Source organism: Microbacterium sp. NPDC064584, assembly GCF_040687315.1.
In the GTDB taxonomy this organism is placed as follows: Bacteria; Actinomycetota; Actinomycetes; order Actinomycetales; family Microbacteriaceae; genus Microbacterium; species Microbacterium lacus.
On sequence record NZ_JBFBMZ010000004.1, the window covers coordinates 184,856 to 209,706 of the forward strand.

Genomic DNA, 24,851 nt, shown 5'->3' on the forward strand with positions numbered 1-24,851 from the left:
GAAGAAGACAATGACCCTCACCGCTACCGCCGAAGAGACCTCGGTCGTCGGGCGCGTCGCGCGCGTCACCGGTCCGGTCGTCGACATCGAGTTCCCGCACGACTCGCTCCCCGAGATCTACAACGCGCTCAAGACGACCATCACGATCGGCGACGAGTCCACCGAGATCACCCTCGAGGTCGCGCAGCACCTCGGTGACGACCTCGTCCGCGCGATCGCCCTCAAGCCGACCGACGGCGTCGTCCGCGGCCAGGAGGTGCGCGACACCGGCGGCCCCATCACGGTCCCCGTCGGCGACGTCACCAAGGGCAAGGTCTTCAACGTGACCGGCGAGGTCCTCAACGCCGCTCCCGGTGAGACCGTCGAGGTCACCGAGCGCTGGGGCATCCACCGTCAGGCGCCGAGCTTCGATCAGCTCGAGTCCAAGACGCAGATGTTCGAGACCGGAATCAAGGTCATCGACCTCCTCACGCCGTACGTGCTCGGCGGGAAGATCGGCCTGTTCGGCGGTGCCGGCGTCGGCAAGACCGTCCTCATCCAGGAGATGATCCAGCGTGTCGCGCAGGATCACGGTGGTGTCTCCGTGTTCGCCGGTGTCGGCGAGCGCACTCGTGAGGGCAACGACCTCATCCACGAGATGGAGGAGGCGGGCGTCTTCGACAAGACCGCGCTCGTGTTCGGCCAGATGGACGAGCCGCCGGGGACGCGTCTTCGCGTGGCACTGTCGGCTCTGACGATGGCGGAGTACTTCCGCGACGTGCAGAAGCAGGACGTGCTGCTGTTCATCGACAACATCTTCCGCTTCACGCAGGCAGGCTCCGAGGTCTCCACGCTGCTGGGCCGCATGCCCTCCGCGGTGGGCTACCAGCCGAACCTCGCCGACGAGATGGGTGTGCTCCAGGAGCGCATCACCTCGACCCGCGGTCACTCGATCACCTCGCTGCAGGCGATCTACGTCCCCGCCGACGACTACACCGACCCGGCTCCGGCCACGACGTTCGCCCACCTGGACGCGACGACCGAGCTCAGCCGCGAGATCGCCTCGAAGGGTCTGTACCCCGCCGTCGACCCGCTGACCTCGACGAGCCGCATCCTGGACCCCCGCTACATCGGCGCCGACCACTACCGGGTGGCCACTGCCGTGAAGCAGATCCTCCAGAAGAACAAGGAACTGCAGGAGATCATCGCGATCCTCGGTGTCGATGAGCTCTCCGAAGAGGACAAGGTCGTCGTGTCGCGCGCACGCCGCATCCAGCAGTTCCTGTCTCAGAACACCTACATGGCGAAGAAGTTCACCGGTGTCGAGGGATCCACGGTACCGATCGCCGAGACGATCGAGTCGTTCGACGCGATCGTGAAGGGCGACTTCGACCACGTGGCGGAGCAGGCCTTCTTCAACGTCGGCGGCATCTCCGACGTCGAGGCGAACTGGGCACGCATCCAGAAGGAGAACGGCTGATCATGGCGCTCACGGTGAACCTCGTCGCGGCCGACCACGAGGTCTGGTCGGGCGAGGCGAGCCTCGTCGTCGCGAAGACCACGATCGGCGAGATCGGCATCATGACCGGTCACGAGCCCGTTCTGGGTGTGCTCGCGGCCGGCGAGGTGCGTATCACGCTCGAGGACGGCAGCAAGATCATCGCGAACGCGCAGGACGGCTTCCTTTCTGTCGAGGGTGACATCGTCACCATCGTCGCGGGCAACGCCGCACTCATCAGCTGACTTGCTGATCATGCTGCCCCCCTCCGAGACCAAGCGGTCCGGAGGGGGTCGCTCGTCTCTGGACCTCGACGCGCTCTCGCTTCCTTCCTTGCGTCTGCAGCGTGAGCGGATCCTGGATGCCCTCGCCGGGCTCTCGGCGAAGCCTTCGACCGCTGCGCGTGTGCTGGGTCTCAGTCCGCGCCAGCTCGGCGAGATCGAGGTCAACGCTCGCGTGCGCTCCGCCGGGACGATGGCTGCGATCGACCGGTACACGGGTGTCCTCTACGACGCCGTGGATGCTGCATCCCTCGCCCCCGCGGAGCGACGCTGGCTCGGCGCACACGTGCTCATCCACACCGCCCCGCTGGGTCCGGTGGGCGCGCTCGATCGCATCCCCGCCTACCGGATGGGGGCGAGCGTGTCGCTGCCGGGTGCTCCGACGCTCAAGCGCGTGTGGGCGGACGCGGTCACGGAGGCTCTCGCGCAGGCTGCGCCGCGCTTCGTGCTGGACCTGCGCTCCGAGGCGTACGTCGCACTCGGCCCCGTCCCCGCCGGGAGCGCCTCCGTCTACGTGCGGGTCGTCAGTGATGCCGGCGGGGGAGCGGTGCGGGCGCTGAACCACTTCAACAAGCACGCGAAGGGTGCTCTCGTGCGCGCTCTCGCCGAAGATCGGCCCCGCCTGTCGACCGGTCGCGGGCTGGCACAGTGGGCCGCCGGGCGCGGCCTGCGCATGAGCGAAGGCGCGCCCGGCGAGATCCTGCTGTTCGCGTAGCCGCTCAGCGCCCGCGCGTGTTCTCCGCGGTGCGCTCGGTGTTCTCCGCGATCGCGATCAGCGCGACGACGGCCTCGATCAGGAACCTCAGGATCACGATCGACAGGAACGCCGCGATCGGCACGATGATCAGCGTCGCGATGATGAGCGAGATGCCCGCACCGACATTGAAGAACAGTGCGTTCACGCCGCTGACCAGTCCCGAGACGAAGTACACGATGAACCCGATCGCGATCGCGATCAGACCCACGAGGTAGAAGACGCTCGCCAGGCGACGGGTGATGAAGGTCCGGAACGACAAGTCGAAGAGCGCGCGGAGGAAGCCGCGGCCCACGTCGTCGATCTCACCGTGCAGCGACGTCGGAACGCCCGTGTCATCCGGATCGCGGGCAGGATCGTAAGCGGGTGCGGATGCCGGTGCACCGGAGTCCGCCGCGCGGGCGGCTTCGTCCGCGGGCTGCGACGGCAGCGGCGGCACGGCGCCGGGGGTGTTCTGGCTCATGGAGTCCTTCTGTCGTTCGGACGTGTGTCACGCAAGAGTAGCGACGGGCGACACGTGTTGCGAGTATCGCGGAATCACCTGTTCGCGGGCACGCGCCGTCGCTAGCATGTGAGACGCACGGCGAGGCGCCGTGCCGACGTGAGCCTGCGTCGTGGTTCACACATCAGGGGGAACACCCATGAACGACTATTCGGACGGGGCAGGTCTCGCGGTTCTCGCGGGTGTCTACCTGCTCTTCTTCATCTTCGCGATCGCGTTCTACATCGTCGGCTCGATCTTCCTCATGAAGATCTTCGAGAAGGCCGGCGTCCAGGGCAAGTGGCGCGCGTGGGTGCCGATCTACAACTACATGGTCTTCAGCAAGCTGGGGGATCTGAGCCCCTGGCTGATCCTGATCGCGATCGGCGCGAGCATCGTCCTCGGCTGGATTCCGGTCATCGGCCAGATCATCGGCGTCGCGGCCTTCGTCGTGACGCTCCTCGCCGCCTGGCGGGTCGGGCTCAAGCTCCAGAAGGAGCCGGTCTGGCTGATCCTCTACTTCTTCCTCCAGCTCGTCTGGCTCGGCATCCTCGCGTTCGACAAGTCGCGCTGGAACACCGCGATCCCCGCCGCACCATGGGCGGGCAACGGCTTCCTCTCCGACCGCACGTCGTGGGCGGGGATCCCCGATCAGACGCCCGCGGGCGGATACCCGACCAACCCGGTGACCCAGCCCGGCGCCTACCCGCCGCCGGCGGGCTACCAGCCCCCGCCGCCGCCCGCCGGCTACGCGCCGCCGCCGGCCGCCACGCCCCCGGCTGCCACGCAGCCTCCCGTGACGCCGCCGTCCGCCACGCCGCCGGGAGCTCCCGAGCCGCCGACGACGCCGCCCGCGCCGCCGACGACGCCCGCTTCGTAATCGTTCCGCACTCGAGCCCTCACCCGTCCGGGTGGGGGCTCGAGTGCGTCCGGCATCGGCGGAGCACCGGACGCTCGGGTTAGCGTGGAGGCGTGAACACCACCGATACCGCCGTCCCCGTCCGCCGCGTCGGAAGCTCCGGCCTTCTCGTGTCGGCGACCGGGCTCGGCTGCAACAACTTCGGCCGGCCGGGGACGCGCACCGCGACGCTCGACGGGACGATCGAGGTGCTGGATGCCGCGATCGAGGCGGGTGTCACGTTCCTGGACACCGCCGACATGTACGGCGGCGAGCCGGGTCTCAGCGAGACGCTCATGGGCGAGGCACTGCAGGGACGCCGCGATCAGGTCGTCCTGGCCACCAAGTTCGGTCACCCCGGCCGCGACATGGGATACCGGATCTCCGCGGCGAAAGGCTCACGGTCCTATGTGCGCGTCGCGGTGGAGGAGTCGCTGCGACGTCTGCGCACCGACTGGATCGATCTGTATCAGCTGCACGTCCCCGACCCGCAGACGCCGATCACCGAAACCCTGTCGGTTCTGGAGGATCTGGTCCGCGAGGGCAAGATCCGGTACTTCGGTCACTCGAACCTCTCCGGATGGCAGATCGCGGATGCCGATCACCGCGCGACGGATCGCGGAAGTCGCTTCGTCTCGGCGCAGAACCACTACAGCCTGCTCGCACGGGCGGCCGAGCGTGAAGTGCTGCCGGCGGCGCTTCGGGCTGGGGTTCTTTCCGTTCTTCCCGCTGCACAACGGGCTGCTCACCGGCAAGTTCACGCGCGACGGCGGACCGGAGGGCAGTCGCATCATGATGCAGCGTCGTCATGTGTGGCAGGACGCCCCCTGGGACGCGCTCGAGCAGTACCAGCGGTTCTGCGACGAGCGCGGCATCTCGATGCTGCAGGCGACGTTCGGTTGGCTGCTCGCGCAGCCGGCGCTTTCGAGCGTCATCGCCGGTGCGACGAGCCCTGAGCAGGTGCGCGCCAACGCCGAGGCCGCTGCGGCGTGGAAGCCGTCCGACGCCGACCTGGCGGTCATCGACGGACTCTTCCCGCTCGTGGAGGACCCCGCCGCGCGCGTGTGACCGGGGCCGCCGTCGGCAATGTCAGTAGGATATGAAGACGTCGACAGGACCGCTCGGGTTCCGTCGCCGCTGATGTCGGCTAACGGGAGGACGGGGCGTGCCCGAGGAATCCACCCACTCCCATTCCGTGCCGACGCCGGACGGGACGATCGAGCTCACCTGGGCGGGTGTGACGCACACCGGGCGCCGACGCGAGATCAACCAGGACGCCCTGCTCGCCAGCTACCCGCTGTTCATCGTCGCCGACGGCATGGGCGGGCACATCGGCGGGGAGATCGCCAGCGCCAGCACGGTCGATCGGCTCGGTGGTGTCGTCGCGGACGGTCCGGTGAACCCGAAGACGATCGAGAAGGCGCTCACGCGCGCGGTGCGCGACATCGCCTCGCACCCGGAGACGACCGACGACGGCACGGGGACGACCCTGACCGGCGTCTACCTCGACCTGAGCGACGGCCCTCCGCAGTGGGTGACGCTCAACATCGGCGACTCGCGGGTCTACCTCGTCCGCGAGGGGGACATCGAGCAGATCACGACGGATCACTCCGTCGTCCAGGAACTGATCGCCGCGGGACGACTGAGCCCGGAAGAGGCGGAGAACCACCCCTACGGCAACGTGATCACGCGCGCCGTCGGTCCCAGCGAGAGTGTTGCACCCGACTACGTGCGGCTGGACGTGGTGGACGGCGACCGCTTCGTCATCTGCTCGGACGGGCTCACGAAAGAGCTCACCGATTACGGGATCCAGCACTTCCTGAGGGAGAACGACGATCCTGCCGCCGCTGTCGAGGCGATGCTGGATGCCGCGCTCGAGAACGGGGGGCGTGACAACATCACGATCATCGTGCTCGATGTCACGGTGCGCGTGACGGCGGACGATCCGGAGAACGCTCCCGCGACGATCGCCGACTCCTCCCCAGCCTGAGCGCCGTCGCACTTCTTCCCCGATCCCTCCCGAGCCGTCCTGCAGAGCGGCAACACGTGATGTGCTCGGGACGTGAGCGCGTCCTTCTCCCCGCCGCAGGCTCTGCGGGTCCGCACCGTTGCACCGCCACCGGAGCCGCTCGAGTTGCCCCCGCCGTGGACCGAGCCCGCTCGGCCGGCTGTCCCTCTCCTCGCCTCGGTCGTCCCCGTGGTCGGTGCAGTTGCGCTGTGGGCTGTGACCGGCTCGATCCTCGCTCTCTGGCTGGCAGCGCTCGGGCCCCTCATCGCGGGCGCGAGCATGCTCGACGGAGCGCGCAGCAGCCGACGTGACAAACGACGCGCGGAGCGCGCGGCGAGCATCGCGCGCGCCCAGGTCGGTCACGACATCGACGAGCGTCACGCCGACGAGCGCGAACGACTCCGCGCTCGGCATCCGGATCTCGCAGGGTTCGCCGACCGGCCGGCCGAGGTCTGGCGGGTCGTGCCCGGTCGCGCCGAGGCCCTGGTGCTCGGGAGAGGCGAGCGTCCGAGCGCGCTTCGGGTCACGGGGGGCGGTGACGATCCCGCGAGCGCCGACCTGCGGCGACGCGCGATTCTGCTGGCGTCGGCTCCGGTCGCGGTACCCCTTCCGTCGGCTCTCGCTGTCGTCGGCCCGCCGGTGCTCGCCCGCGCGGTCGTCCGCGCCGTCGTGCTCCAGCTCGCCCTGATCAGTCCACCGGGAGCCCTCCGCGTCGTCGGCCCCCTCCGTGGCGAGAATGCGTGGGCCGAGATGCTTCCGCACCGACGCGCGACCGCGGGCCTCGGGCTCGCCCTCGCGGCGCCGGGGGAGGCGATTGCACACGACGCCGACGTCATGATCATCCGGACCCGAACCGAGGATCCGCCGCCCGTCGCGGATGTCGTACTCACGGTGCGCACGCCGGACGATGCCGTACTGGACGTCGGCGGCGAGGTCGTGCCGGTCGCCGTGGAGGCGATCGGCGAAGCGCAGGCGCGACGGCTGGCGACCTGGCTCGTGCGCCGCGCCGGAGACGAGGGGCGCGAGGAGGGCCGGGTCCCGGTCATCGCCCTCGCCGGTCTTCTGCTCGATGCCCCGCCGTCCGTGCCGGGGCGCCTGTGCGCTCCGGTGGGACTCGAAGCGGACGAGCCCTGCGTGATCGACCTCGTGGACGACGGGCCGCACGCGATCGTGGCGGGGGTGACCGGTTCGGGAAAGTCGGAGTTGCTCATCACCTGGGTGCTGGCGCTGAGCGCGCGCCACCCGCCCGGCGAGGTGAGCTTCCTCTTGGCGGACTTCAAGGGCGGAACCGCGTTCGATGCTCTCGCGGGAGTCCCGCACGTGACCGGCGTCATCACGGACCTCGACGGGACAGGGGCGCGTCGCGCGATCGAGAGCCTTCGTGCGGAGGTGCGGTGGCGCGAAGCGCAGCTCGCGCGGGTCGGCGCGCGCGACATCCGCGACCCCCGGGTTCGGATTCCCCGCCTCGTGATCGTCGTGGACGAGTTCGCGGCGCTGCTGGGCGAGCACCCCGAACTGCATGCGGTCTTCACCGACGTCGCCGCGCGCGGCCGCGCGCTCGGGATGCACCTCATCCTGGGCACGCAGCGACCGTCGGGGGTGATCAGGGAGAGCCTGCTCGCCAACTGCCCGCTCCGGATCAGTCTGAGGGTGACCGATCCTGCTGACAGCAGGGCTGTCATCGGCACCGAGCGGGCGGCGCTGCTGCCCGGCGATCCGGGCTCGCGCGGCATCGCACTCGTGCGGACGGCAGCCGACCCCTCGGCGCGGCGTGTGCGCGTCGCGCTGTCCGCGCCGGCGGACGCCGCCGCGATCGCCGAGTCCGCTGCGGCGGAGCCGCCCCCGAGACGCCCCTGGCTGCCGGAGCTTCCGGTGTCCGTGCTGCTGTCCGAACTGCCCGGGCCCCCAGGAGGCCTGGCCGAACCGGGTTTCCTGCCGTTCGGGCTGGCCGACGAACCGGAGCGGCAGAGCCAGTGCACGGTGGGGCTCGCCGCATCGGAGCGCGGCTTGCTGGTCGTCGGCGCGGGCGGAACGGGGAAGTCCACCGTGCTGCGCTCGCTCCTGGCCGGCTCGACGGATGTCGTCCGCGTGGCCGGGTCGGGAGAGCAGGTCTGGGATGCCGTCGCGGACGCGTCCCGCGCGACGCCCGGGACCCTCGTGGTGATCGACGACCTCGACACCCTGACCGGAGACCTGCCTGCCGAGTACGGCCGAGAGCTCCTGGAGCGGATCGAGCGACTGACCCGCCGAGCGGGGGAGAGCGGCATCCGTGTCGTGGCCGCCGCGCAGCGGCTCGTCGGCGGGGCCGCGCGCATCGCCGAACTCCTCCCGCGTCGACTCGTGCTGGGGACCTCTTCGCGCTCGGAGCACATCGCCGCCGGGGGCGACCCGGCCGTGTACGCGCCCGCGCTGCCCCCGGGGCGCGGCTGGCTCGACGGTCGTGCCGTGCAGGTCGCCGTCGTCCCGGACGCCCCCGTGCCGGTCGCGCCGGAGTCGGCTCCGTGGATCCCCGAGGGTCCGCTGACCGGGATGATCCGTCGCGGTTCCGTCCTGCGCCCGCCGGACGCCTGGGTGGGAGCCGGCGTGTGCATCGTCGGCCTCGAGGAATTCGTCCGGGGCGAGTGGGCGCGCTCCGGCCGCGTCGTCGTGACGGGAGACCCCGACGACTGGCAGCGTCAGTGGCGCTGGCTGCACACGTTCCGCGCCGACCACGACCTCGTGGTGGACGCCGGCTGCGCCGCCGACTACCGGCTGCTCACCGGCGATCGGGATCTCCCGCCGTATTGCGAACCCCGAGCCCACCGGGCCTGGCTGATGCGCGCGGGGGGACCGGCGCAGCGCGTCGTGTTGCCCGCACCGGGTTGACCGCCCTGATGCCACCCCCTACGGTCACTGTGTGACCACAACACCGATCTCCCTCGACCGACCCGAAGGCAAGGGACTCGCCGCCGGCACACTCGGACTCTGGGGATCCACGGTCATCGGGCTCGCCTCGACTGCTCCGGTGTATTCGCTCGTGGCGACGCTCGGCTTCGTCGTGCTCGCCGTCGGCGCCCAGGCCCCGGTGATCTTCATCCTCGCCTTCGTGCCCATGCTGTTCATCGCCTTCGCCTACCGGGAACTCAACAACGAGATCCCGGACTGCGGCACGACTTTCACCTGGGGCACGAAGGCGTTCGGCCCCTGGGTCGGCTGGCTCGGCGGGTGGGGTGTCGCGGTGGCGGGGATGGTCGTGCTGGCCAATCTCGCCCAGATCGCCGGCATCTACTTCTGGGCTCTCGTGGACGGGATCATCCAGAACCCGTCGGACGCCCTGCTGGCCGACAACGTTCCGCTGGTCACTGTGACCGGAGTGGTCTTCATCGCCGCGATGACGTGGATCAGCTGGCGAGGAGTCGAGATCGGCGAGCGCGTCCAGAACATCCTGCTCGGCATCCAGTACCTCGCTCTGGCGATCTTCGTCGTCGCGGCGCTCTGGCACTTCTTCGCCGGGACGGCGCCGGACCCCACCCCGTTCGATTGGGCGTGGTTCAACCCGTTCGCGCTCGGGGACTGGAGCAGCTTCATCGAGGCGATCCTGCTCGCCCTGTTCATCTACTGGGGGTGGGACACCTGCCTGGCGCTGAACGAGGAGACGAAGGATCCCAAGCGCATCCCCGGACGCGCAGCCCTTCTCACCACGGTGTTCCTGCTGATCACCTACGTCGGCGTCACGGTCGCCGCGATGATGTACGCGGGTCTCGGGGACACCGGGACGGGCCTGGGCAACGAGGCGAACGCGGATGACTTCTTCCTCGCGATCAAGGACGGACTGCTGGGTCCGGTCGGCTGGATCCTGGTGGTGGCCGTCATGATCTCCGCGATTTCGTCCACGCAGACCACGATCCTCCCGACGGCGCGCGGCACTCTCGCGATGGCGGCGTACAAGGCGCTGCCCAAGCGGTTCGCCACGGTCCACCCGCGCTACAAGACGCCGTCCTTCTCGACGCTCGTCATGGGTGTGGTGGCATCGGTGTACTACATCGGCATGACGCTGATCAGCGACAACATCCTTCAGGACTCGATTCTCTCGCTCGGGCTCGCGATCGCCTTCTACTACGCCGTGACGGGCTACGCGTGCGTCTGGTACTTCCGGCGGGACCTCTTCTCGTCGGCGCGCGACTTCTTCTACAAGGGCCTCTTCCCGCTGCTGGGCGCGCTCATGCTCACGTACGCGTTCGTCCAGTCCGCGATCGACATGTACGACGTCGACTACGGCTACTCCGTGCTGTTCGGCATCGGCGGCACGTTCGTCCTGGGCATCGGATCCCTCGCGTTCGGGGTCGTCCTGATGCTCATCTGGTTCGCGTTCCCGCGGTCCAAGGCGTTCTTCCGCGGGCAGAGCCTCAATCGCGAAACGCCCGTTCTCGTTCCCGACGACCCCGCTGCCTACATCCGCTCGGTCGACGGCGGCGTCTGACCGCCGCCGTCGACCGGCGTCTCAGCGGAGGGCGTCGGCGAGCGGGACCGGCGCGATCCCGTGCGCGTTCGCGACACCCGGATTCACGACTGCTCCGCCGTGGGTGTTCAGACCGCCTGCGAGCGCCGCGTCGGCCCGCAGCGCGTCCCGCCAGCCGTGCCGTGCGATCTGGCGGATGTACGGCATCGTGGCGTTCGTGAGGGCGGACGTGGAGGTGTTCGGCACGGCGCCGGGCATGTTCGCCACGCAGTAGAACACGCTGCCGTGCACCGGGAACGTCGGATCGGCGTGCGTGGTGGGGTGCGTGTCCTCGAAGCAGCCGCCTTGATCGACCGCGATGTCCACGAGCACGGAACCGGGGCGCATCCGGGAGACCATCTCGTTCGTGACGAGCTTGGGTGCCTTCGCCCCCGGGATGAGAACGGAGCCGATCACGAGATCGGAATCGACCACCGCACGGTCGAGATCCAGGGGGTTGGAGGCTGCGGTCTTCACACGCCCCTGGAAGTGGTCGTCGAGGTAGCGCAGGCGCTGGACGTTCGTGTCGAAGATCGTCACGTCGGCCCCGAGTCCGACGGCGATCACCGCGGCGTTCGCACCCGCCACGCCGCCGCCGATCACGGTCACGCGGGCCGGTCGCGTGCCCGGCACACCCGACATGAGCAGCCCGAGACCGCCCGCGGAACGCATGAGGGTCGACGCGCCGACCGTCGGTGCCAGACGCCCCGCGACTTCGCTCATCGGTGCCAGCAGGGGCAGACCGCCGCCGGCGAGCTGCACGGTCTCGTACGCGATCGCGGTCACTGCGTCTGCGACCAGCCGGTCGGTCAGCGGTCGGTCGGCGGCGAGGTGGAGGTAGGTGAACAGCACGAGGTCGTCGCGGAAGAAGCCGTACTCGCTCTGGATCGGCTCCTTCACTTTCAGGAGCAGCTCGGCGCGGGCCCACACCTCCGCGGCCTCGTCGAGCATCGTCGCTCCGGCGGCCTCGTATTCGGCATCCGGCATGGACGAGCCCGCGCCCGCGCCCCGCTGCACGAACACCTCATGACCCGCCTGCGCGAGGTCGTGGACGCCCGCGGGCGTGAGGGCCACACGATACTCGTTGTTCTTGACTTCGGTGGGGACGGAGATCCTCATCGTCGAGATCCTTTCCGCTCCGGGTCGGAGCGCCTCTAGAAAGCGGGGCGGATGGCCCCGACAACCTGGTCGCCGCCCGAGACGGACAGCGCGAGTTCTGCGGTGGCGGCGGCGACGTCCGCGGCGGCCAGGGCGCCTTGCTGCTCGAGCAGTCGCAGCGCCACCACCGTGGCCGCCCGTCCGCTCCCGTCCAGCATCTTCAGTGCCACGGTCGTGCCGTCCGGGGCGACCATCACCATGACGCCTTCGGCGCCGCCCTTCGCGAACACGCCGAGGCGTTCGATCACGACCGTGTCCGCGCGCCCCGGGCCGTCGATCGTCCATGGGTTCTCCCGGACGGCGCGAACGAGCATCCCCGCGCTGCGGTGCAGTGCGAAGGGGGAGCGCTCCAAGGACGTTCCGACCCGATGGATCGCCTTGACGAGCCCGCCGAGGCTCATGGCATAGACCGGAGCGCCGCATCCGTCGATCGCGGTCGCCGCGAAGCGCTCGCCCACGAGACGCTCGGCCACGTCGCGGATGTGGACCTGAAGCGGGTGCTCGGGGGAGAGATAGCTCTCGGTCGGCCACCCGTTCACGGTGCACGTGAGGAGCATCGCGGCGTGCTTGCCCGAGCAGTTCATGCGGATGCGCGACGGTGCGCCACCTACGCGTACGACCTCATCCCGCGTGCTCTGGTCGCCGGGCCATGCCGGCGGGCAGCGCAGCGCGTCCTCGGAGAGGCCTGCCGCGTCCAGCACGTCGCGCACGACCGAGACGTGTCGGTCGGTGCCGGAGTGGCTCGCCGTCGCCATGCCGAGTCGCTCGCCGTCGAGCGGCGCACCCGCGGTCAGGCACGCCAGTGCCTGCAGCGGCTTCAGGCTCGAACGGGGGAGGATCGGCGCGGAGGTGTCGCCCAGCACCCGCACCGGAGTACCGGCGGGATCCACCACGATCGCGGCGCCCGCGTGCCGGGATTCGACGAAGCCGCTGCGTTCGACGACGGCGAGTTCGACGGCATCGGCGACGGCGAAGGTCTGCGGCACCCCGCCAGCCTACCGCCCGCACCCCGCCGATCCCGGGCGTGTCAGACTGGGACGATGTTCGGCGAGCACCGGTACGCCCTGCGCACCATCTGGACCGGGAACCGCGGTGCGGGCACCCGCGGCTACCGCGATTACGATCGCAGCGTCACGATCGAAGTCGAGGGGAAGCCCGACCTGCTGGCCTCGTCCGACAAGCCGTTCCGCGGTGACCCGGCGCGCTGGAATCCCGAGGATCTCCTGCTCGCCGCGCTCAGCGAATGCCACCTCCTGTCCTATCTGCACGCGTGCGTGCAAGCCGGGGTCGTGGTGGTGGCCTACCGCGACGAGGCGACCGGAGTGATGGTCGAGGACGGCAGGGGCGGCGGGGCTTTCCGCGAGGTCGAGCTGCGGCCGCACGTCGTCGTCGCGGACGCCGCGATGGTGGATGCCGCGACCGCCGCGCACGCGCAGGCGAACGAGTGGTGCTTCATCGCGAACTCCGTGAACTTCCCGGTGCGCCACGTCCCGACGATCGAGGTGTCCGCCTCGGCGAGCGTCGTATCGGAGTGACCGCTCAGCGACGCTCGTGCGGCAGGACCTGGCGGATGCGCTCGATCGGATTCTGAGCCGGTGCCTCGTTGTAGGCGCCCGCGAGCTCCTGGCCCGAGAGGGCGTGGATCGCCGCCATGATGTCATCGGTCGCGAGGCGACGCGCCCGGCCGGAATCCGCGCCGCCGTGGTGGGAGAGATCGAGAGGTTCGCCGAACTTGACCGTGACGCGTTCGCGCAGCGACGGGAGGCGTGCCCCGACCGGCATGACCTTGTCCGTGCCGATCAGCCCCACGGGGACGACGGGGGCACCGGTCTGCAGCGCGAGGAACGCCACGCCGGTCCGGCCCTTGTACAGCCGGCCGTCGAGGGAGCGCGTGCCCTCCGGATAGAGCGCGACCGCGTTGCCGGCGTCGAGGAGCCGGCGCTGCTGATCCAGCGCGTCCAGGGCGGCCTGTCCGGCTCCGCGTTGGACGGGCACGGCTCCGATCGCGGTGAAGAACTCCTTGGACAGCCAGCCGGAGAATCCGGGGCCGTCGAAATAGCTCGACTTCGCGAGGAAGTGCACCGGGCGCGGCGCGGCGACCGGGATCGCGATCGAGTCGATGAACGAGAGGTGATTGCTCGCGAAGATGACGGGTCCGGAGCGCGGCACGTTCTCCCGACCCTCCACGCGCGGACGGTAGACCATGCGGGCCAGCGGAGCGATGACGAAGCGGCCGAGACCGTACGTCGCCCCCATCTGTCGGGGGGCGAGCGCGGAGCCGGCTTCTGTGGAATCGGGAGCGTCCGCGGAAGTCACCCGTCGAGGGTACTCCCGATTCCATACCCTCACCGGCATGGTCTCCTCTCAGCCGGGACAGAGGAATCGTGGGGGAAGATGGTCACTTCCCTTCCCTTCATCCTGAGGATCACTGTGCGCATTCGCCCGCTCGTCGCCCTTTCCGCCATCGCGCTGTCCGGCGTCCTCCTCGCCGGGTGCGCGTCCAGCGCGCCGACGGCCGACGAGAGCCCCACGGCCGCACCGGTCGTGGACCTGTGCAGCGCCGCGGCGCCGTCCGGCGCGGCATCGGATGCCGTCACCGTGGAGGGTGAGGTGGGCCAGGAGTCGACCGCGACCTTCACGTCGCCGCTGGAGATCACGAACCTGCAGACCACCGTCGTGGAAGAGGGATCGGGCGAACCGGTGGAATCCGGCGAGCTGGTCACGTACGCGCTGAGCGCCTTCAATGCGGAGACCGGCGAGAAGCTGGGCGCGATCGGATACGACGGCAACCCGGTGCTGCCCGTGCAGATCTCGCCCGACAACCCGATCGGCCAGATCCTCGGGTGCGCGACTCCCGGAACGCGGGTCGTCGTCGCCTATCCGCCCGCCGACCCCAACCCGGGCCAGGTGTACGTGTTCGACTTCGTCTCGACGGTGCCGGATGCCGCATGGGGCGAGCCGCAGGAGCCCCAGGCCGGACTGCCGGAGGTCACCCTCGCCGATGACGGCGCCCCGACCATCGAGATCCCGAGCGGCGACGCGCCCGCCGATCTGCAGCTGGAGACCCTGAAGAAGGGCGACGGCGCCACCGTCGAATCGGGCGACACCGTCCTCGTGCAGTACACCGGCGTGAAGTGGTCGGACGGTTCGGTGTTCGACTCGAGCTGGGAGAACGGGGCACCCGCGTCCTTCCAGACGACCGGGGTCGTGGACGGCTTCCGGCGGGCGCTGGAGGGCCAGACGGTCGGTTCGCAGGTGCTCGTGGTCATCCCGCCTGCGCTCGGCTACGGCGAGGCCGGCTCGTCCGAGAACGAGCTCGCCGGTGAGACGCTCGTCTTCGTCGTCGACATCCTCGGCACGCAGCACCAGGCGCCCGCTCAGTAAGCGCGGGCTGGCTAGTCTGGCCTCATGCGTCGCGTCCTCATCCTCGGTTCCACCGGTTCGATCGGCACGCAGGCGCTCGAGGTGATCCGCGCGAACACGGAACGCTTCGAGGTCGTGGGGCTCGCGGCCGGATCCGACCGTGTTCAGCTGCAGACGCAGGCCGAGCAGTTCGGCGTGGAGCACACGGCGCTCGGCGCCGCGGAGGCCGAGCAGCTCGTCCGCGACGTCGACGCCGATGTGGTGCTCAACGGGATCACCGGGTCGGTCGGTCTCGGCCCGACGCTCGCAGCACTGGAGAGCGGACGCACGCTCGCCCTCGCGAACAAGGAATCGCTCATCGTGGGCGGTGACCTCGTGACGGCGATCGCGCGCCCGGGTCAGATCGTCCCGGTCGACTCCGAGCATTCCGCGATCGCGCAGGCGCTTCGGGCGGGGGAGCGCGGCGAAGTGCGACGGCTGGTGCTGACCGCGTCCGGCGGCCCCTTCCGCGGACGCAGCCGTGCGTCCCTCGAGGCCGTCACTCCCGCCGAGGCGCTCGCCCACCCGACGTGGGACATGGGCCGCGTCGTCACGACGAACTCGGCGACCCTGGTGAACAAGGGGCTCGAGGTCATCGAGGCGCACCTGCTGTTCGACGTCGACTACGCGCACATCGACGTCGTCGTGCATCCGCAGTCGGTCGTGCACTCGATGGTCGAGTTCGTCGACGGTTCGACGATCGCCCAGGCCTCACCGCCGGACATGCGGCTGCCGATCTCGCTCGGCCTCGATTGGCCGCATCGCGTGGCCGGCGTGGGCCGCCCGATCGACTGGTCGGTCGCGACGTCGTGGACCTTCGAACCGCTCGACGACGAGGCGTTCCCCGCGGTCCGGCTCGCCAAGAAGGTCGGACGGGCGGGCGGCAGCTATCCCGCCGTCTTCAACGCCGCGAACGAACAGGCGGTCGACGCATTCCACGACGGGCGCCTGCCGTTCACCGGCATCGTCGAGCTCATCGAGCGCGTCGTGGAGACGCACGACCCCGAGGCGACGGTCGGTTCGACGCTGACGCGCGACTCGCTCGCCGAGGCGGAGCGGTGGGCGCGGGATGCCGCGGATCGGGCGATCGCGGCAGGCTGAGTCCGCTCAGTCGGGATACGGCACCGGCCAGTGCGGCTCGGGGACGGGCCACCCGGCGTCGCGCAGCGCGCGGCGGGCGAGTTCGCGCGCCGAGTAGGGCGTGCGGACGCCGCGGATGTCGCGATAGTCCTGATGACCAGGCCCCGCCCACAGGATCGCGTCGCCGTCGCCGACGAGGGCGACCGCCTCGACGATCGCGACCTCGGGGGGTGAGAACTCGTGGATCTCGGCATCCGGTCGCGCACGCCTCGCGCCCTCGATCAGCGTCGCGCGGATCGAGTCGATGTCCTCGAAGCGCGGGTGGTGGTCGGTGACGACCAGGATGTCGCTGCCGAGGACCGCGGTGCGGCCCATGTCGTGGCGCTTCGTGGCGTCGCGGTCGCCGTCTGCTCCGAAGAGCATGACCACTTTGCCGGGCGTGACCCGGCGGACGGCGGCGAGCGTCTTCTCGAACGCGTCCGGTGAGTGGCCGAAGTCGACGTACACCGCGGGCCCTCGTTCCCCGGACACTCGCTCCGTGCGGCCGGGAAGGTAGGCCCGGATCCCGCCGTCGCCCGTCAGGGTCGCCACGATCCGCTCCCACGCGTAGCCGGCCTCGAGCAGCATCACGATCGCGAGACCCGCGTTCGCGGCCATGTGCCGGCCGATCACGGGCACGATCGTGGTGAGTGTGCGACCGTCGGCGGCCGTCAGGCGGAATTCCGTCCCGGTCTGACGCTCGTGCACGATCTCCACGACCCAGTCCGCCCGCGCGGCCGCATCCGGGTCCGTGGCGATCGCCGGGGTGCCGACGGTGACGAACGGGATCTCGCAGCGCTCCTGCACTTCGGCGGCGGCATCCGAATCGAGCGAGATCACGGCGCGGCGCGCGCGATCGGGACGGAAGAGGGGGAGCTTGGCCTCGAGGTACTCGCGCATGTCGGCGTAGTCGTCGAGGTGGTCGTGCGTGAGGTTCGTGAACGCGGCGACGTCGAAGACGATGCCGTCCACACGTCGACGGCTGAGCGCCTGCGCGCTGACCTCGACCACGACCGCCTCGACGCCGCGTTCGCGCATGAGCGCCAGGAGCGCGTGCATCTCGTACGCCTCGGGCGTCGTCAGCCGCGAGACGACGATCTGACCGGCGATGTGCCGCTCGGCGGTCGAGGACAGACCCGTGACGACTCCGAGCTGGCCGAGGATCCCTTCGAGCAGGTGGGACACGCTCGTCTTGCCGTTCGTGCCGGTCGTTCCGAACAGCAGCGGCAGATCGTCGTCGCGGCCGGTGCCGTAGACCCATGCGGACAGGTCGCCGAGGATGCCGCGTGGGTCATCGACGACGATGACCGGGAGCCCGGTCCCGGCGGCGGCGTCCGCGCCCTCCGCGTCCGTGACGACGGCGACCGCGCCCTTCGCCGCAGCGGATGCCGCGAAGTCGGCGCCGTGCCGGTTCACCCCGCGGACGGCGACGAACACATCACCCGGACGCAGGTCCGCGGTCGCGAGGGTCAACCCGGTGAGGGAGGCGTCGCCGATCTCGCCGCGGACGTCCCGGGCGTACCGATCGGCCAGCTCCCGCAGAGGGTGGGTCGGCGGGTGGTCCGGGCGCAGCACGGGGGGCAGGTGGGAGGGAAGGTCGTTCGCCATGGCCTGACCATCCTCTCATCCGCCTGCTCGGCTGACTCAAAGCCGCCGCGAGTACCGTGGGCGTGTGGAAGCCATCGCGTTCGTCATCGGCGTCGTGCTCATGATCGTGGGCCTGGCGGTCTCGATCGCCCTGCACGAGATCGGGCACCTCGTCCCGGCCAAGAGATTCGGCGTGCGCGTCGGGCAGTACATGATCGGCTTCGGCCCCACCCTGTGGTCGCGCCGCTACGGCGAGACGCAGTACGGCTTCAAGGCGATTCCGCTCGGCGGCTACATCTCGATGGCGGGGATGTACCCGCCGTCTCCCGCCGAGCGCGCGGCGACAGGGCGCGCCGGAGGCGGATTCTTCGCCACGATGGTGCAGGACGCGCGGGCCGCGAACGACGAGACGCTGCAGGGCGACGACGACCGGGTGTTCTACAAGCTCCCGGTGTACAAGCGGGTCATCATCATGCTCGGCGGTCCGGTGATGAACCTGCTCTTCGCGATCGTGCTGTTCTCGATCCTGTTGACCGGGATCGGAGTGCAGACGGCCACGACGACCGTCAGCGCCTTGAGCGAGTGCGTGCCGCAGGCCGGGGTGACCGAGTGCACGTTTTCCGATCCGGCGCCGCCCGCCGCCGCGGCGGGCATCGAGCCGGCCGACACGATCGTGTCGGTGAACGGCACTGCGGTCACCGGGTTCGACGAGGTGTCGAGGATCATCCAGGCCTCGCCGGGCGAGCAGCTCACCCTCGTGATCCAGCGCGACGGTGCGGAGCGCACGGTCACCGTCGTCCCGGCCGCGATCGATGCCACCGGGGCGGACGGGTCGGCCGAACGGATCGGATTCCTGGGGGTGCGCCCGACCGTCGAGTACGAGCGCCAGCCGATCTGGGCGGGGGCCGCTGCGGCGGGCGAGAACGTCGGCGCGGTCGCCGGCATCATGTGGCAGCTGCCCGTGAAGGTGTACCAGACGGCGACGACGCTGATCACGGGTGAGGAGCGCAGCGCCGACAGCCCGCTCAGCATCGTGGGTGCCGGCATCCTGTCGGGGGAGGTCGCCGCCGCGGAGGCGCCGGTGCTCAATCGCGTCGCCGGATTCCTCGGGCTCCTGGCGTCGCTGAACATCGCGCTGTTCGTGTTCAACCTCATCCCGCTGCTTCCGCTGGACGGCGGCCACATCGTGGTCGCCCTGTGGGACGGGCTCAAGCGGTTCCTCGCCAAGCTCTTCCACCGGCCGCCGCCGAAGCCGGTGGATGCGACCAAACTGGTCCCGGTGACGTTCGTCGTCGTGATCGGACTCATCGTGATGGGCGCCGTGCTGATCCTCGCCGACATCTTCAATCCGCTCTCGATCATCTGATTTTCCGCTGTGGTGTCGAAAACGGTCTTGTCCGTTCGCTGAAGGGATGAAACGGTCTCCCTGACGAAAGGACCACCACCGTGAAGTACGTCATCATGTTCACCAGCACTCCGGAACTGGATGCGGCCGTGCCGCCGGAGCGCCAGCAGGAGGTCTACGCCCGCGTCTACGAGTGGTTCGGCGAGCACGCTGCCGTCATCTCCGACTCCGGCGCCGAGCTGCAGCCCGTGGAGACCGCGACCACCGTCCGGCACGCGCCGGAGGGCCCCGTCGTGGTCGACGGGCCGTTCACCGAGGCCCGCGAGGCGGTCGGCGGGTTCACCGTCATCGACGTGGCGGATCTGGACGCGGCGATCGCCCTGGCCCGCAGCTGGCCGATGCTCGAGATCCCCGGAACGTCGGTCGAAGTCCGGCCGATGGTCGTGGACTACAGCCAGTTCGAGGAATGACCGACGCGGATGCCGCGGCGCCGGGCGCCTTCGACGGCGCCCGGGCTGCGGCATCGGATGTCCTCCTCTCGCGGATCGTGCGTGAGGAGGCCGGCCGGATCGTCGGGTCGCTCACGGCGTGGACCGGCAGCTTCGACGTCGCGGAGGACGCCGTGGCCGAAGCTGTGCTCGAAGCGCTCCCACAGTGGCGGCGCCGGGGGATCCCGGCGAACCCCGGTGGCTGGCTTCTCCAGGCGGCACGGCACAACGCCCTGGACCGCCTCCGTCGCGAGAAGCGTTATCGCGAGAAGCTCGCGCAGCTCGTGGCGGAGCCGACCGTCACGGCAGGCGGACCCGACGTCGACGAGCGTCTGCCGCTGCTGTTCGGATGCTGTCACCCGGCGCTCTCGGCGGACGCGCAGCTCGCCCTCACCCTGCGGGCGGTCTGCGGTCTGACGACGGATCAGATCGCGCGCGCGACGTTCAGTACGCAGGAGGCGGTGGCGCAGCGCATCGTCCGCGCCAAGCGCAAGATCGCCGCGGCCGGGATCCCGATCCGCATCCCGGAGGCGGAGAGTCTGCTCGCCCGCGTGGACATCGTGCTCACCGTCATCTCGGTGATGTACTCCGAAGCGCACCTCGTGGCCGGTGGGGATGCGGGCGCGGACCGCGATCTCGCGGAGGACGCCGTCTGGCTCGCCCGCGTGGTGGCGGCGGCGCTTCCCCGCGAGGCGGAGGCGCAGGGGCTTCTCGCCCTCCTTCTCCTGCACCGGGCCCGCGAAGGCGGGCGCGCCGTCGACGGGGAACTCGTTCTCCTGGCGGCTCAGGACCGCTCACGATGGGACTCCCGGCTCATCGCTGAGGGACAGCGGGCCCTCGCGCGCGCGGCGACGCTCCGCCGCCCCGGCCGATGGCAGCTGCACGCGGCGATCGCCGCCTGTCACTGCGACGCGCGGACGGCGGCGGAGACCGACTGGCTGCAGGTGCTCACGCTGTACGACATGCTCCTCGCGTATGACGCGACGCCCGTCGTCCGCCTCAATCGGGCGGTCGCGCTCGCCGAGGTGGCGGGACCGGCTGCGGCGCTCACCGAGGTCGATGCCCTGCGCACAGCACTGGAGCGTTCGCACTTGTGGCACGCCGTGCGCGCACGCATGCTGCGTGAGGTCGGTCGGCAAGACGAGGCGCTGGCCGAGGACCTCGTCGCCCTCGAACTGACCGCGAACGAGGCCGAGCGACGACTGCTGGCGGCGCGGGTCGGCGGCGGTCAGGCCTGAACGGGCACGAGCGCGCTCGCGACCAGACGCTCCAAAGTGCTCATGCCGTCGCGCGACAGGATCGACTCGAGGTGGCCCTGGATCGAGGCGAACCCGGGCCCGCGCAGGGCGTACACGTCGCCGTCCGCGTCCGCGGACACCTCCGCATCGCCCACCGTCGTCGTACCGGGTTCGACCCGCGCGGTGAATGTGTTGTAGAAGCCGATCGAGGCCGACTGCCCGAACACGTCCACGGTCTTCTGGAGGCCCTGATGCGGAGCATCCAGAGGAGCGAGCGCGATGCCGAACCCGTCGGCGAGGATCTGGTGGCTGAGGCAGACGGCCAGGAGCGGCCGACCCGTCGCGCGGCGGTGGGCGACGACCTCTCGCATGCGGCGCATCCGGGGGGTGCCGGGATCCCGCGGGTCGCCGGGGCCGGGACCGGCGACCACCAGTTCGGCGGCATCGATCTCGTCATCGGTGACCGCGCTCCACGGTACGATGCGGGCATTCAGCCCCAGATGGCGCAGCTGGTGGGCGAGCATCGTGGTGAAGCGATCCTCGGCATCGACCACGACAGCGGAGCGTCCGTGGAACGGACCGCCGCCGGCGAGCGCGTGCTGCGGGTTGAGCCAGAACGACGCGAGTCGCTCGTTGCGGGAGGCCAGGAGCGCCGCGATGCCCGGGTCGTCCGCGAGCGGCAACGGGTCGGCCGTCGGCGCATCCTCGTCGATCACGTCGGCACGCACCTCCAGCGGCCGGTCGCGCGGCACCGCGCCGATCGCGCCCAGCACGCCGGCGGCCTTGCCGTGCGTCTCGCTCACTTCGCCGTAGGGGTCGGAGTGGCGCACGAGCGTCGCGCCGACCGGCACTCGCAGACGTCCGTCCTGCAGATAGGCGGTGCGGATGAGGATCGGCGCGTCCAGATCGTGCGTGGACTCGCCCGCGAGGATCGCGTCGGTGCGCGGGGTGAACAGCGCGGCCACTCCCGAGTAGTAGCCGCGCGGCGACCGCTCGTGCCGCGTGATGACGGTGCATGCGTTCTGCATGGGGGAGCCGGTCACTGTCGGCGCGAACATCGTCTCGCGGAGGATCTCGCGGGGATCCAGGCGGCTGCGTCCCCGCAGAACGTACTCCGTGTGGGTGAGCCGCGACATCTCCTTCAGGTGCGGACCGGTGATCCTCCCGCCGTCCGAGCACACGGCGCTCATCATCTTGAGTTCCTCGTCGACGACCATGAAGAGCTCCTCGGTCTCCTTCGTCGACTCCAGGAACTCGGTGAGCGTCTCGATCGTCGCGCCGCCCGCGGGGTGGCGGAACGTGCCCGAGATCGGGTTCATCGTGACCACGCCGTCGCGGGCGCTCACGTGCGCTTCGGGGCTCGCGCCGACGGCCACGTGGTCGCCGGTCACGATCGCGAAGGTCCAGTACGCACCCCGCTCGCCCTCGAGCAGCGCACGGAACCACGTCAGGGCCGCGGTGGCGGCATCCGTGGTCACGCCCGCGGTGAAGTCGCGGCGGATCACGAAGTTCGCGCCCTCGCCCAGACCGATCTCATCGGCGATCACCCGGCGGACGATGTCGGCGTACTCCTCATCGGCGATGTCGAAGCCCGGGTCGGCAAGCGGCACCGGGGCCGACGGCAGTTCCGCGATCGTGGCCTCGCGGTCGACGACGCGGCGTTCGCGGACGATCAGGCAGCGCAGCGGCGCCCCGTCGTCGTGGCACTCGAAGCCGCGCTCGCGGACCTGGCGGAACGGCACGAGGGCGAGCACCTCGAGCGGCGCTCCCGCGGCGTCGTGCAACGGGATGTCGCCCAGAAGCTCGACATCGACGACGTCGCCGGTGAGGACTTCGATCGAGCCGGCGTCGCGAGCGATGAGCGCGAAGGGCACGCCGCGGGCGGCGAGGTCGATCAGATCGGCAGGACCGGCGTCGGTCATCGGGGCCTCCGGTGTGGGCGGGCGGTCGCCACGAAACGAAAAAGACCGCCCGGTGGGCGGTCTGTGGTCAGAGAATGCGAACACACCGCCTAGAAGGCGGGCCACCAGGTGCGGTTCGTGCGCATGCGGTCACGATATCAGACCGACGGATGCCGCGATCGCCCGTTCCGAGCCGCTCGCGTCGTAGGCTGGAGGGGTGCCAGCAGTCAATCTCGGGATGCCCAAGGTCCCCGAAACCCTCGCCCCCCGCCGCAAGTCCCGGCAAATCAAGGTGGGCAAGGTGCTCGTCGGCGGCAACGCCCCGATCAGCGTCCAGTCCATGTGCACGACGCCGACCACCAACATCAACGCCACGCTTCAGCAGATCGCCGAGCTGACGGCATCCGGCTGCGAGATCGTGCGCGTCGCCGTCCCGTCGCAGGACGATGCGGACGTGCTGCACATCATCGCGAAGAAGAGCCAGATCCCCGTGATCGCGGACATCCACTTCCAGCCGAAGTACGTCTTCCAGGCGATCGACGCCGGGTGCGCGGCGGTGCGTGTGAACCCCGGGAACATCCGCAAGTTCGACGATCAGGTCGGCGAGATCGCGAAGGCCGCCAAGGATGCCGGTGTCTCGCTGCGCATCGGGGTGAACGCCGGCTCGCTCGATCCGCGTCTGCTGCAGAAGTACGGCAAAGCCACGCCGGAGGCGCTCGCCGAGAGCGCTCGCTGGGAGGCGTCGCTGTTCGAGGAGCATGACTTCCACGACTTCAAGATCTCGGTCAAGCACAACGACCCGGTGATCATGGTGCAGGCCTACCGGCTCCTCGCGCAGATGGGTGACTGGCCGCTGCACCTCGGAGTGACCGAGGCCGGTCCCGCGTTCCAGGGCACGATCAAGAGCGCCACGGCGTTCGGCATCCTGCTCGGCGAGGGCATCGGCGACACGATCCGCGTCTCCCTCTCCGCCCCGCCCGCCGAAGAGGTCAAGGTCGGGCATCAGATCCTCCAGTCGCTGAACCTCCGCGAGCGCAAGCTCGAGATCGTGTCGTGCCCGTCGTGCGGCCGCGCGCAGGTGGATGTCTACACGCTCGCCGACGACGTGACCGAGGGCCTCAAGGACATGACCGTTCCGCTGCGCGTCGCCGTCATGGGCTGCGTCGTGAACGGGCCGGGCGAGGCCCGGGAGGCCGACCTCGGTGTCGCCTCCGGCAACGGCAAGGGGCAGATCTTCGTGAAGGGCCAGGTCATCAAGACCGTGCCCGAGGCGGACATCGTCGCGACGCTCATCGAGGAGGCCAACCGCCTTGCCGCCGAGATGGGGCCGGACGCCCCGCTCGGGACGGCTCAGGTGCTGACGCCCTGAGCCTCCTGCACCTCGCGAGAGGGCAGTAACGCACCTCCCGCGCGGCGTGTCGCCCGGCATTCGCGCCCTTTCGCGGCGAGCAGGTCAGGTGAGGGAGAACTCGGCGCGGATCCGGTCCCTGATCTCGACGTACTCGGGGACGTCCCAGAAGAACAGCAGCTTCTCGGCCACCGGCGACGAGTCCTCCGGGCGATCCTCGAGCACGAACGTCATGAAGCTCTCAGCGAAGTCTTCGACGACGTTGGTGGCCGCGTAGTCCGACACGAAGTCTTCCTCATGCGCGGCGTAGAACGCCGCGGCCGCATCGGGGTCATCGTCGTCCGGTGTCGGCGCGTCCGACCCGTACGGCAGCCAGAAGCGCTCGTCGAACGCGAGGAGCAGCGAATCCGGGGCGAGGCACCCCTCGGACAGTTCGAGCGTGTCGCACGAGGTGACGTCGGGATCGGCATCCGCGACGCCGAGGCTGAGGATGTGGCCGTATTCGTGGATCAGGGTCGACAGCAGCAGATCCTGATCGTCCGCGAACGCAAGGTTCGCTGCGAGCACCCAGTACTCGGGGTCGTCGGCGCGGTGCACGTAGGCGAGCGTGTCGCTGTCCGCGTCATCGCCCGCACGGTATTCGCTCATGGATGACGCCGCGAAGGCGGGGGTGACGACTCGTACGAACAGGTCCCAGACGGTCGCGGCACGCTCGTCGGGTGCCGGCTCGAGGTCGCCGTCCTGCACGGCGTAGACCTCGGCCGTGCCGAAGTCGTCGTCCTCCTGCACCACGGCGCCGCGGGTGCCGGTCGCCGCGCAGCCCGCGAGCAGCAGCACGGCGGTGACGATCGCCGCGACGGCGGCTCCGGCAACCCGGTGCGAGGTCACG

Annotated in this window: 21 protein-coding genes and 1 pseudogene; 15 read left to right on the plus strand and 7 right to left on the minus strand. The window is 70.1% G+C overall.

Annotated elements, in window-relative coordinates; translation table 11 throughout:
* Nucleotides 1-10: 10 nt before the first annotated feature.
* The 3 genes from atpD to yaaA are packed head-to-tail and all read left to right on the plus strand — an operon-like array spanning nucleotide 11 to nucleotide 2,473.
* Nucleotides 11-1,459, plus strand: a complete 1,449-nt coding sequence (gene atpD, locus AB0P18_RS08385; RefSeq protein ID WP_344052706.1) for a F0F1 ATP synthase subunit beta — start codon at nucleotides 11-13, stop codon at nucleotides 1,457-1,459.
* Nucleotides 1,460-1,461: 2 nt separating this feature from the next.
* On the plus strand, nucleotides 1,462-1,722 hold the full coding sequence (locus AB0P18_RS08390) for a F0F1 ATP synthase subunit epsilon (protein WP_344052708.1): 261 nt from the start codon (nucleotides 1,462-1,464) through the stop codon (nucleotides 1,720-1,722).
* 1 nt (nucleotide 1,723) lies between these two features.
* Entirely contained in the window at nucleotides 1,724-2,473 is a 750-nt protein-coding gene (gene yaaA, locus AB0P18_RS08395; RefSeq protein WP_363359666.1) for a peroxide stress protein YaaA, read from the plus strand.
* A 4-nt stretch (nucleotides 2,474-2,477) separates the two neighbouring features.
* Here yaaA and AB0P18_RS08400 read toward each other — a convergent pair whose 3' ends face one another.
* A complete protein-coding gene (locus tag AB0P18_RS08400) occupies nucleotides 2,478-2,975 on the minus strand; it encodes a DUF4282 domain-containing protein (RefSeq protein WP_363359667.1) in 498 nt (165 codons plus the stop codon).
* Nucleotides 2,976-3,153: 178 nt separating this feature from the next.
* Here AB0P18_RS08400 and AB0P18_RS08405 point away from each other — a divergent pair, with 178 nt between their 5' ends.
* From AB0P18_RS08405 to AB0P18_RS08425, 5 genes and pseudogenes are all read left to right on the plus strand, one after another.
* Complete coding sequence (locus AB0P18_RS08405) at nucleotides 3,154-3,873, plus strand: large exoprotein (protein WP_344052716.1); 720 nt, start codon at nucleotides 3,154-3,156, stop codon at nucleotides 3,871-3,873.
* Nucleotides 3,874-3,965: 92 nt separating this feature from the next.
* Nucleotides 3,966-4,959: pseudogene (locus AB0P18_RS08410) on the plus strand (aldo/keto reductase).
* Nucleotides 4,960-5,056: 97 nt separating this feature from the next.
* Nucleotides 5,057-5,881 carry a protein phosphatase 2C domain-containing protein gene (locus AB0P18_RS08415; protein ID WP_344052720.1) on the plus strand — a complete coding sequence of 275 codons (825 nt, stop codon included), beginning with the start codon at nucleotides 5,057-5,059 and terminating at the stop codon, nucleotides 5,879-5,881.
* 72 nt (nucleotides 5,882-5,953) lie between these two features.
* The gene (locus AB0P18_RS08420) at nucleotides 5,954-8,764 is read left to right on the plus strand and encodes an FtsK/SpoIIIE domain-containing protein (protein ID WP_363359668.1); all 2,811 of its coding nucleotides are present in this window, start codon (nucleotides 5,954-5,956) and stop codon (nucleotides 8,762-8,764) included.
* Nucleotides 8,765-8,795: 31 nt separating this feature from the next.
* Complete coding sequence (locus AB0P18_RS08425; RefSeq protein WP_363359669.1) at nucleotides 8,796-10,358, plus strand: APC family permease; 1,563 nt, start codon at nucleotides 8,796-8,798, stop codon at nucleotides 10,356-10,358.
* A 21-nt stretch (nucleotides 10,359-10,379) separates the two neighbouring features.
* Here AB0P18_RS08425 and ald read toward each other — a convergent pair whose 3' ends face one another.
* Nucleotides 10,380-11,495, minus strand: a complete 1,116-nt coding sequence (gene ald / locus AB0P18_RS08430) for an alanine dehydrogenase (RefSeq protein ID WP_344052726.1) — start codon at nucleotides 11,493-11,495, stop codon at nucleotides 10,380-10,382.
* Between the two features lie 35 nt (nucleotides 11,496-11,530).
* Nucleotides 11,531-12,520 carry an asparaginase gene (locus AB0P18_RS08435; protein WP_363359670.1) on the minus strand — a complete coding sequence of 330 codons (990 nt, stop codon included), beginning with the start codon at nucleotides 12,518-12,520 and terminating at the stop codon, nucleotides 11,531-11,533.
* Between the two features lie 54 nt (nucleotides 12,521-12,574).
* Between AB0P18_RS08435 and AB0P18_RS08440 the strand changes: the two genes are divergently transcribed.
* A complete protein-coding gene (locus tag AB0P18_RS08440) occupies nucleotides 12,575-13,069 on the plus strand; it encodes an OsmC family protein (protein WP_363359671.1) in 495 nt (164 codons plus the stop codon).
* A gap of 4 nt (nucleotides 13,070-13,073) precedes the next feature.
* Here the strand turns inward: AB0P18_RS08440 and AB0P18_RS08445 are convergent, their stop codons facing one another.
* Nucleotides 13,074-13,790: a lysophospholipid acyltransferase family protein gene (locus AB0P18_RS08445; RefSeq protein ID WP_344055806.1), complete on the minus strand. Its 717-nt coding sequence runs from the start codon at nucleotides 13,788-13,790 to the stop codon at nucleotides 13,074-13,076.
* 174 nt (nucleotides 13,791-13,964) lie between these two features.
* On the opposite strand from AB0P18_RS08445, the gene AB0P18_RS08450 reads away from it, so the two are divergent.
* Together AB0P18_RS08450 and dxr are read left to right on the plus strand one after the other, a co-directional pair.
* Nucleotides 13,965-14,918, plus strand: a complete 954-nt coding sequence (locus AB0P18_RS08450; protein ID WP_363359672.1) for an FKBP-type peptidyl-prolyl cis-trans isomerase — start codon at nucleotides 13,965-13,967, stop codon at nucleotides 14,916-14,918.
* 24 nt (nucleotides 14,919-14,942) lie between these two features.
* Nucleotides 14,943-16,037, plus strand: a complete 1,095-nt coding sequence (gene dxr / locus AB0P18_RS08455) for a 1-deoxy-D-xylulose-5-phosphate reductoisomerase (RefSeq protein ID WP_363359673.1) — start codon at nucleotides 14,943-14,945, stop codon at nucleotides 16,035-16,037.
* 6 nt (nucleotides 16,038-16,043) lie between these two features.
* On the opposite strand, the gene murE is transcribed toward dxr, so the two are convergent.
* The gene (gene murE, locus AB0P18_RS08460; RefSeq protein WP_363359674.1) at nucleotides 16,044-17,663 is read right to left on the minus strand and encodes a UDP-N-acetylmuramyl-tripeptide synthetase; all 1,620 of its coding nucleotides are present in this window, start codon (nucleotides 17,661-17,663) and stop codon (nucleotides 16,044-16,046) included.
* 64 nt (nucleotides 17,664-17,727) lie between these two features.
* Between murE and AB0P18_RS08465 the strand changes: the two genes are divergently transcribed.
* From AB0P18_RS08465 to AB0P18_RS08475, 3 genes are all read left to right on the plus strand, one after another.
* Nucleotides 17,728-19,008, plus strand: a complete 1,281-nt coding sequence (locus AB0P18_RS08465; protein ID WP_363359675.1) for a site-2 protease family protein — start codon at nucleotides 17,728-17,730, stop codon at nucleotides 19,006-19,008.
* An 80-nt stretch (nucleotides 19,009-19,088) separates the two neighbouring features.
* Nucleotides 19,089-19,457 (plus strand): YciI family protein, encoded by a 369-nt coding sequence (locus AB0P18_RS08470; RefSeq protein WP_344052741.1) that lies wholly within the window; start codon nucleotides 19,089-19,091, stop codon nucleotides 19,455-19,457.
* Nucleotides 19,454-20,713, plus strand: a complete 1,260-nt coding sequence (locus AB0P18_RS08475) for a DUF6596 domain-containing protein (protein ID WP_363359676.1) — start codon at nucleotides 19,454-19,456, stop codon at nucleotides 20,711-20,713. The genes AB0P18_RS08470 and AB0P18_RS08475 overlap by 4 nt, the downstream gene beginning before the upstream one ends.
* Here the strand turns inward: AB0P18_RS08475 and AB0P18_RS08480 are convergent.
* Nucleotides 20,704-22,635 (minus strand): chorismate-binding protein, encoded by a 1,932-nt coding sequence (locus tag AB0P18_RS08480; RefSeq protein WP_363359677.1) that lies wholly within the window; start codon nucleotides 22,633-22,635, stop codon nucleotides 20,704-20,706. The genes AB0P18_RS08475 and AB0P18_RS08480 overlap by 10 nt on opposite strands.
* A gap of 196 nt (nucleotides 22,636-22,831) precedes the next feature.
* On the opposite strand from AB0P18_RS08480, the gene ispG reads away from it, so the two are divergent.
* The gene (gene ispG / locus AB0P18_RS08485; RefSeq protein ID WP_344052747.1) at nucleotides 22,832-23,983 is read left to right on the plus strand and encodes a flavodoxin-dependent (E)-4-hydroxy-3-methylbut-2-enyl-diphosphate synthase; all 1,152 of its coding nucleotides are present in this window, start codon (nucleotides 22,832-22,834) and stop codon (nucleotides 23,981-23,983) included.
* Between the two features lie 84 nt (nucleotides 23,984-24,067).
* Here the strand turns inward: ispG and AB0P18_RS08490 are convergent, their stop codons facing one another.
* Nucleotides 24,068-24,850 (minus strand): NADH:ubiquinone oxidoreductase subunit 4 (chain M), encoded by a 783-nt coding sequence (locus AB0P18_RS08490; RefSeq protein WP_363359679.1) that lies wholly within the window; start codon nucleotides 24,848-24,850, stop codon nucleotides 24,068-24,070.
* Nucleotide 24,851 lies beyond the last annotated feature (1 nt).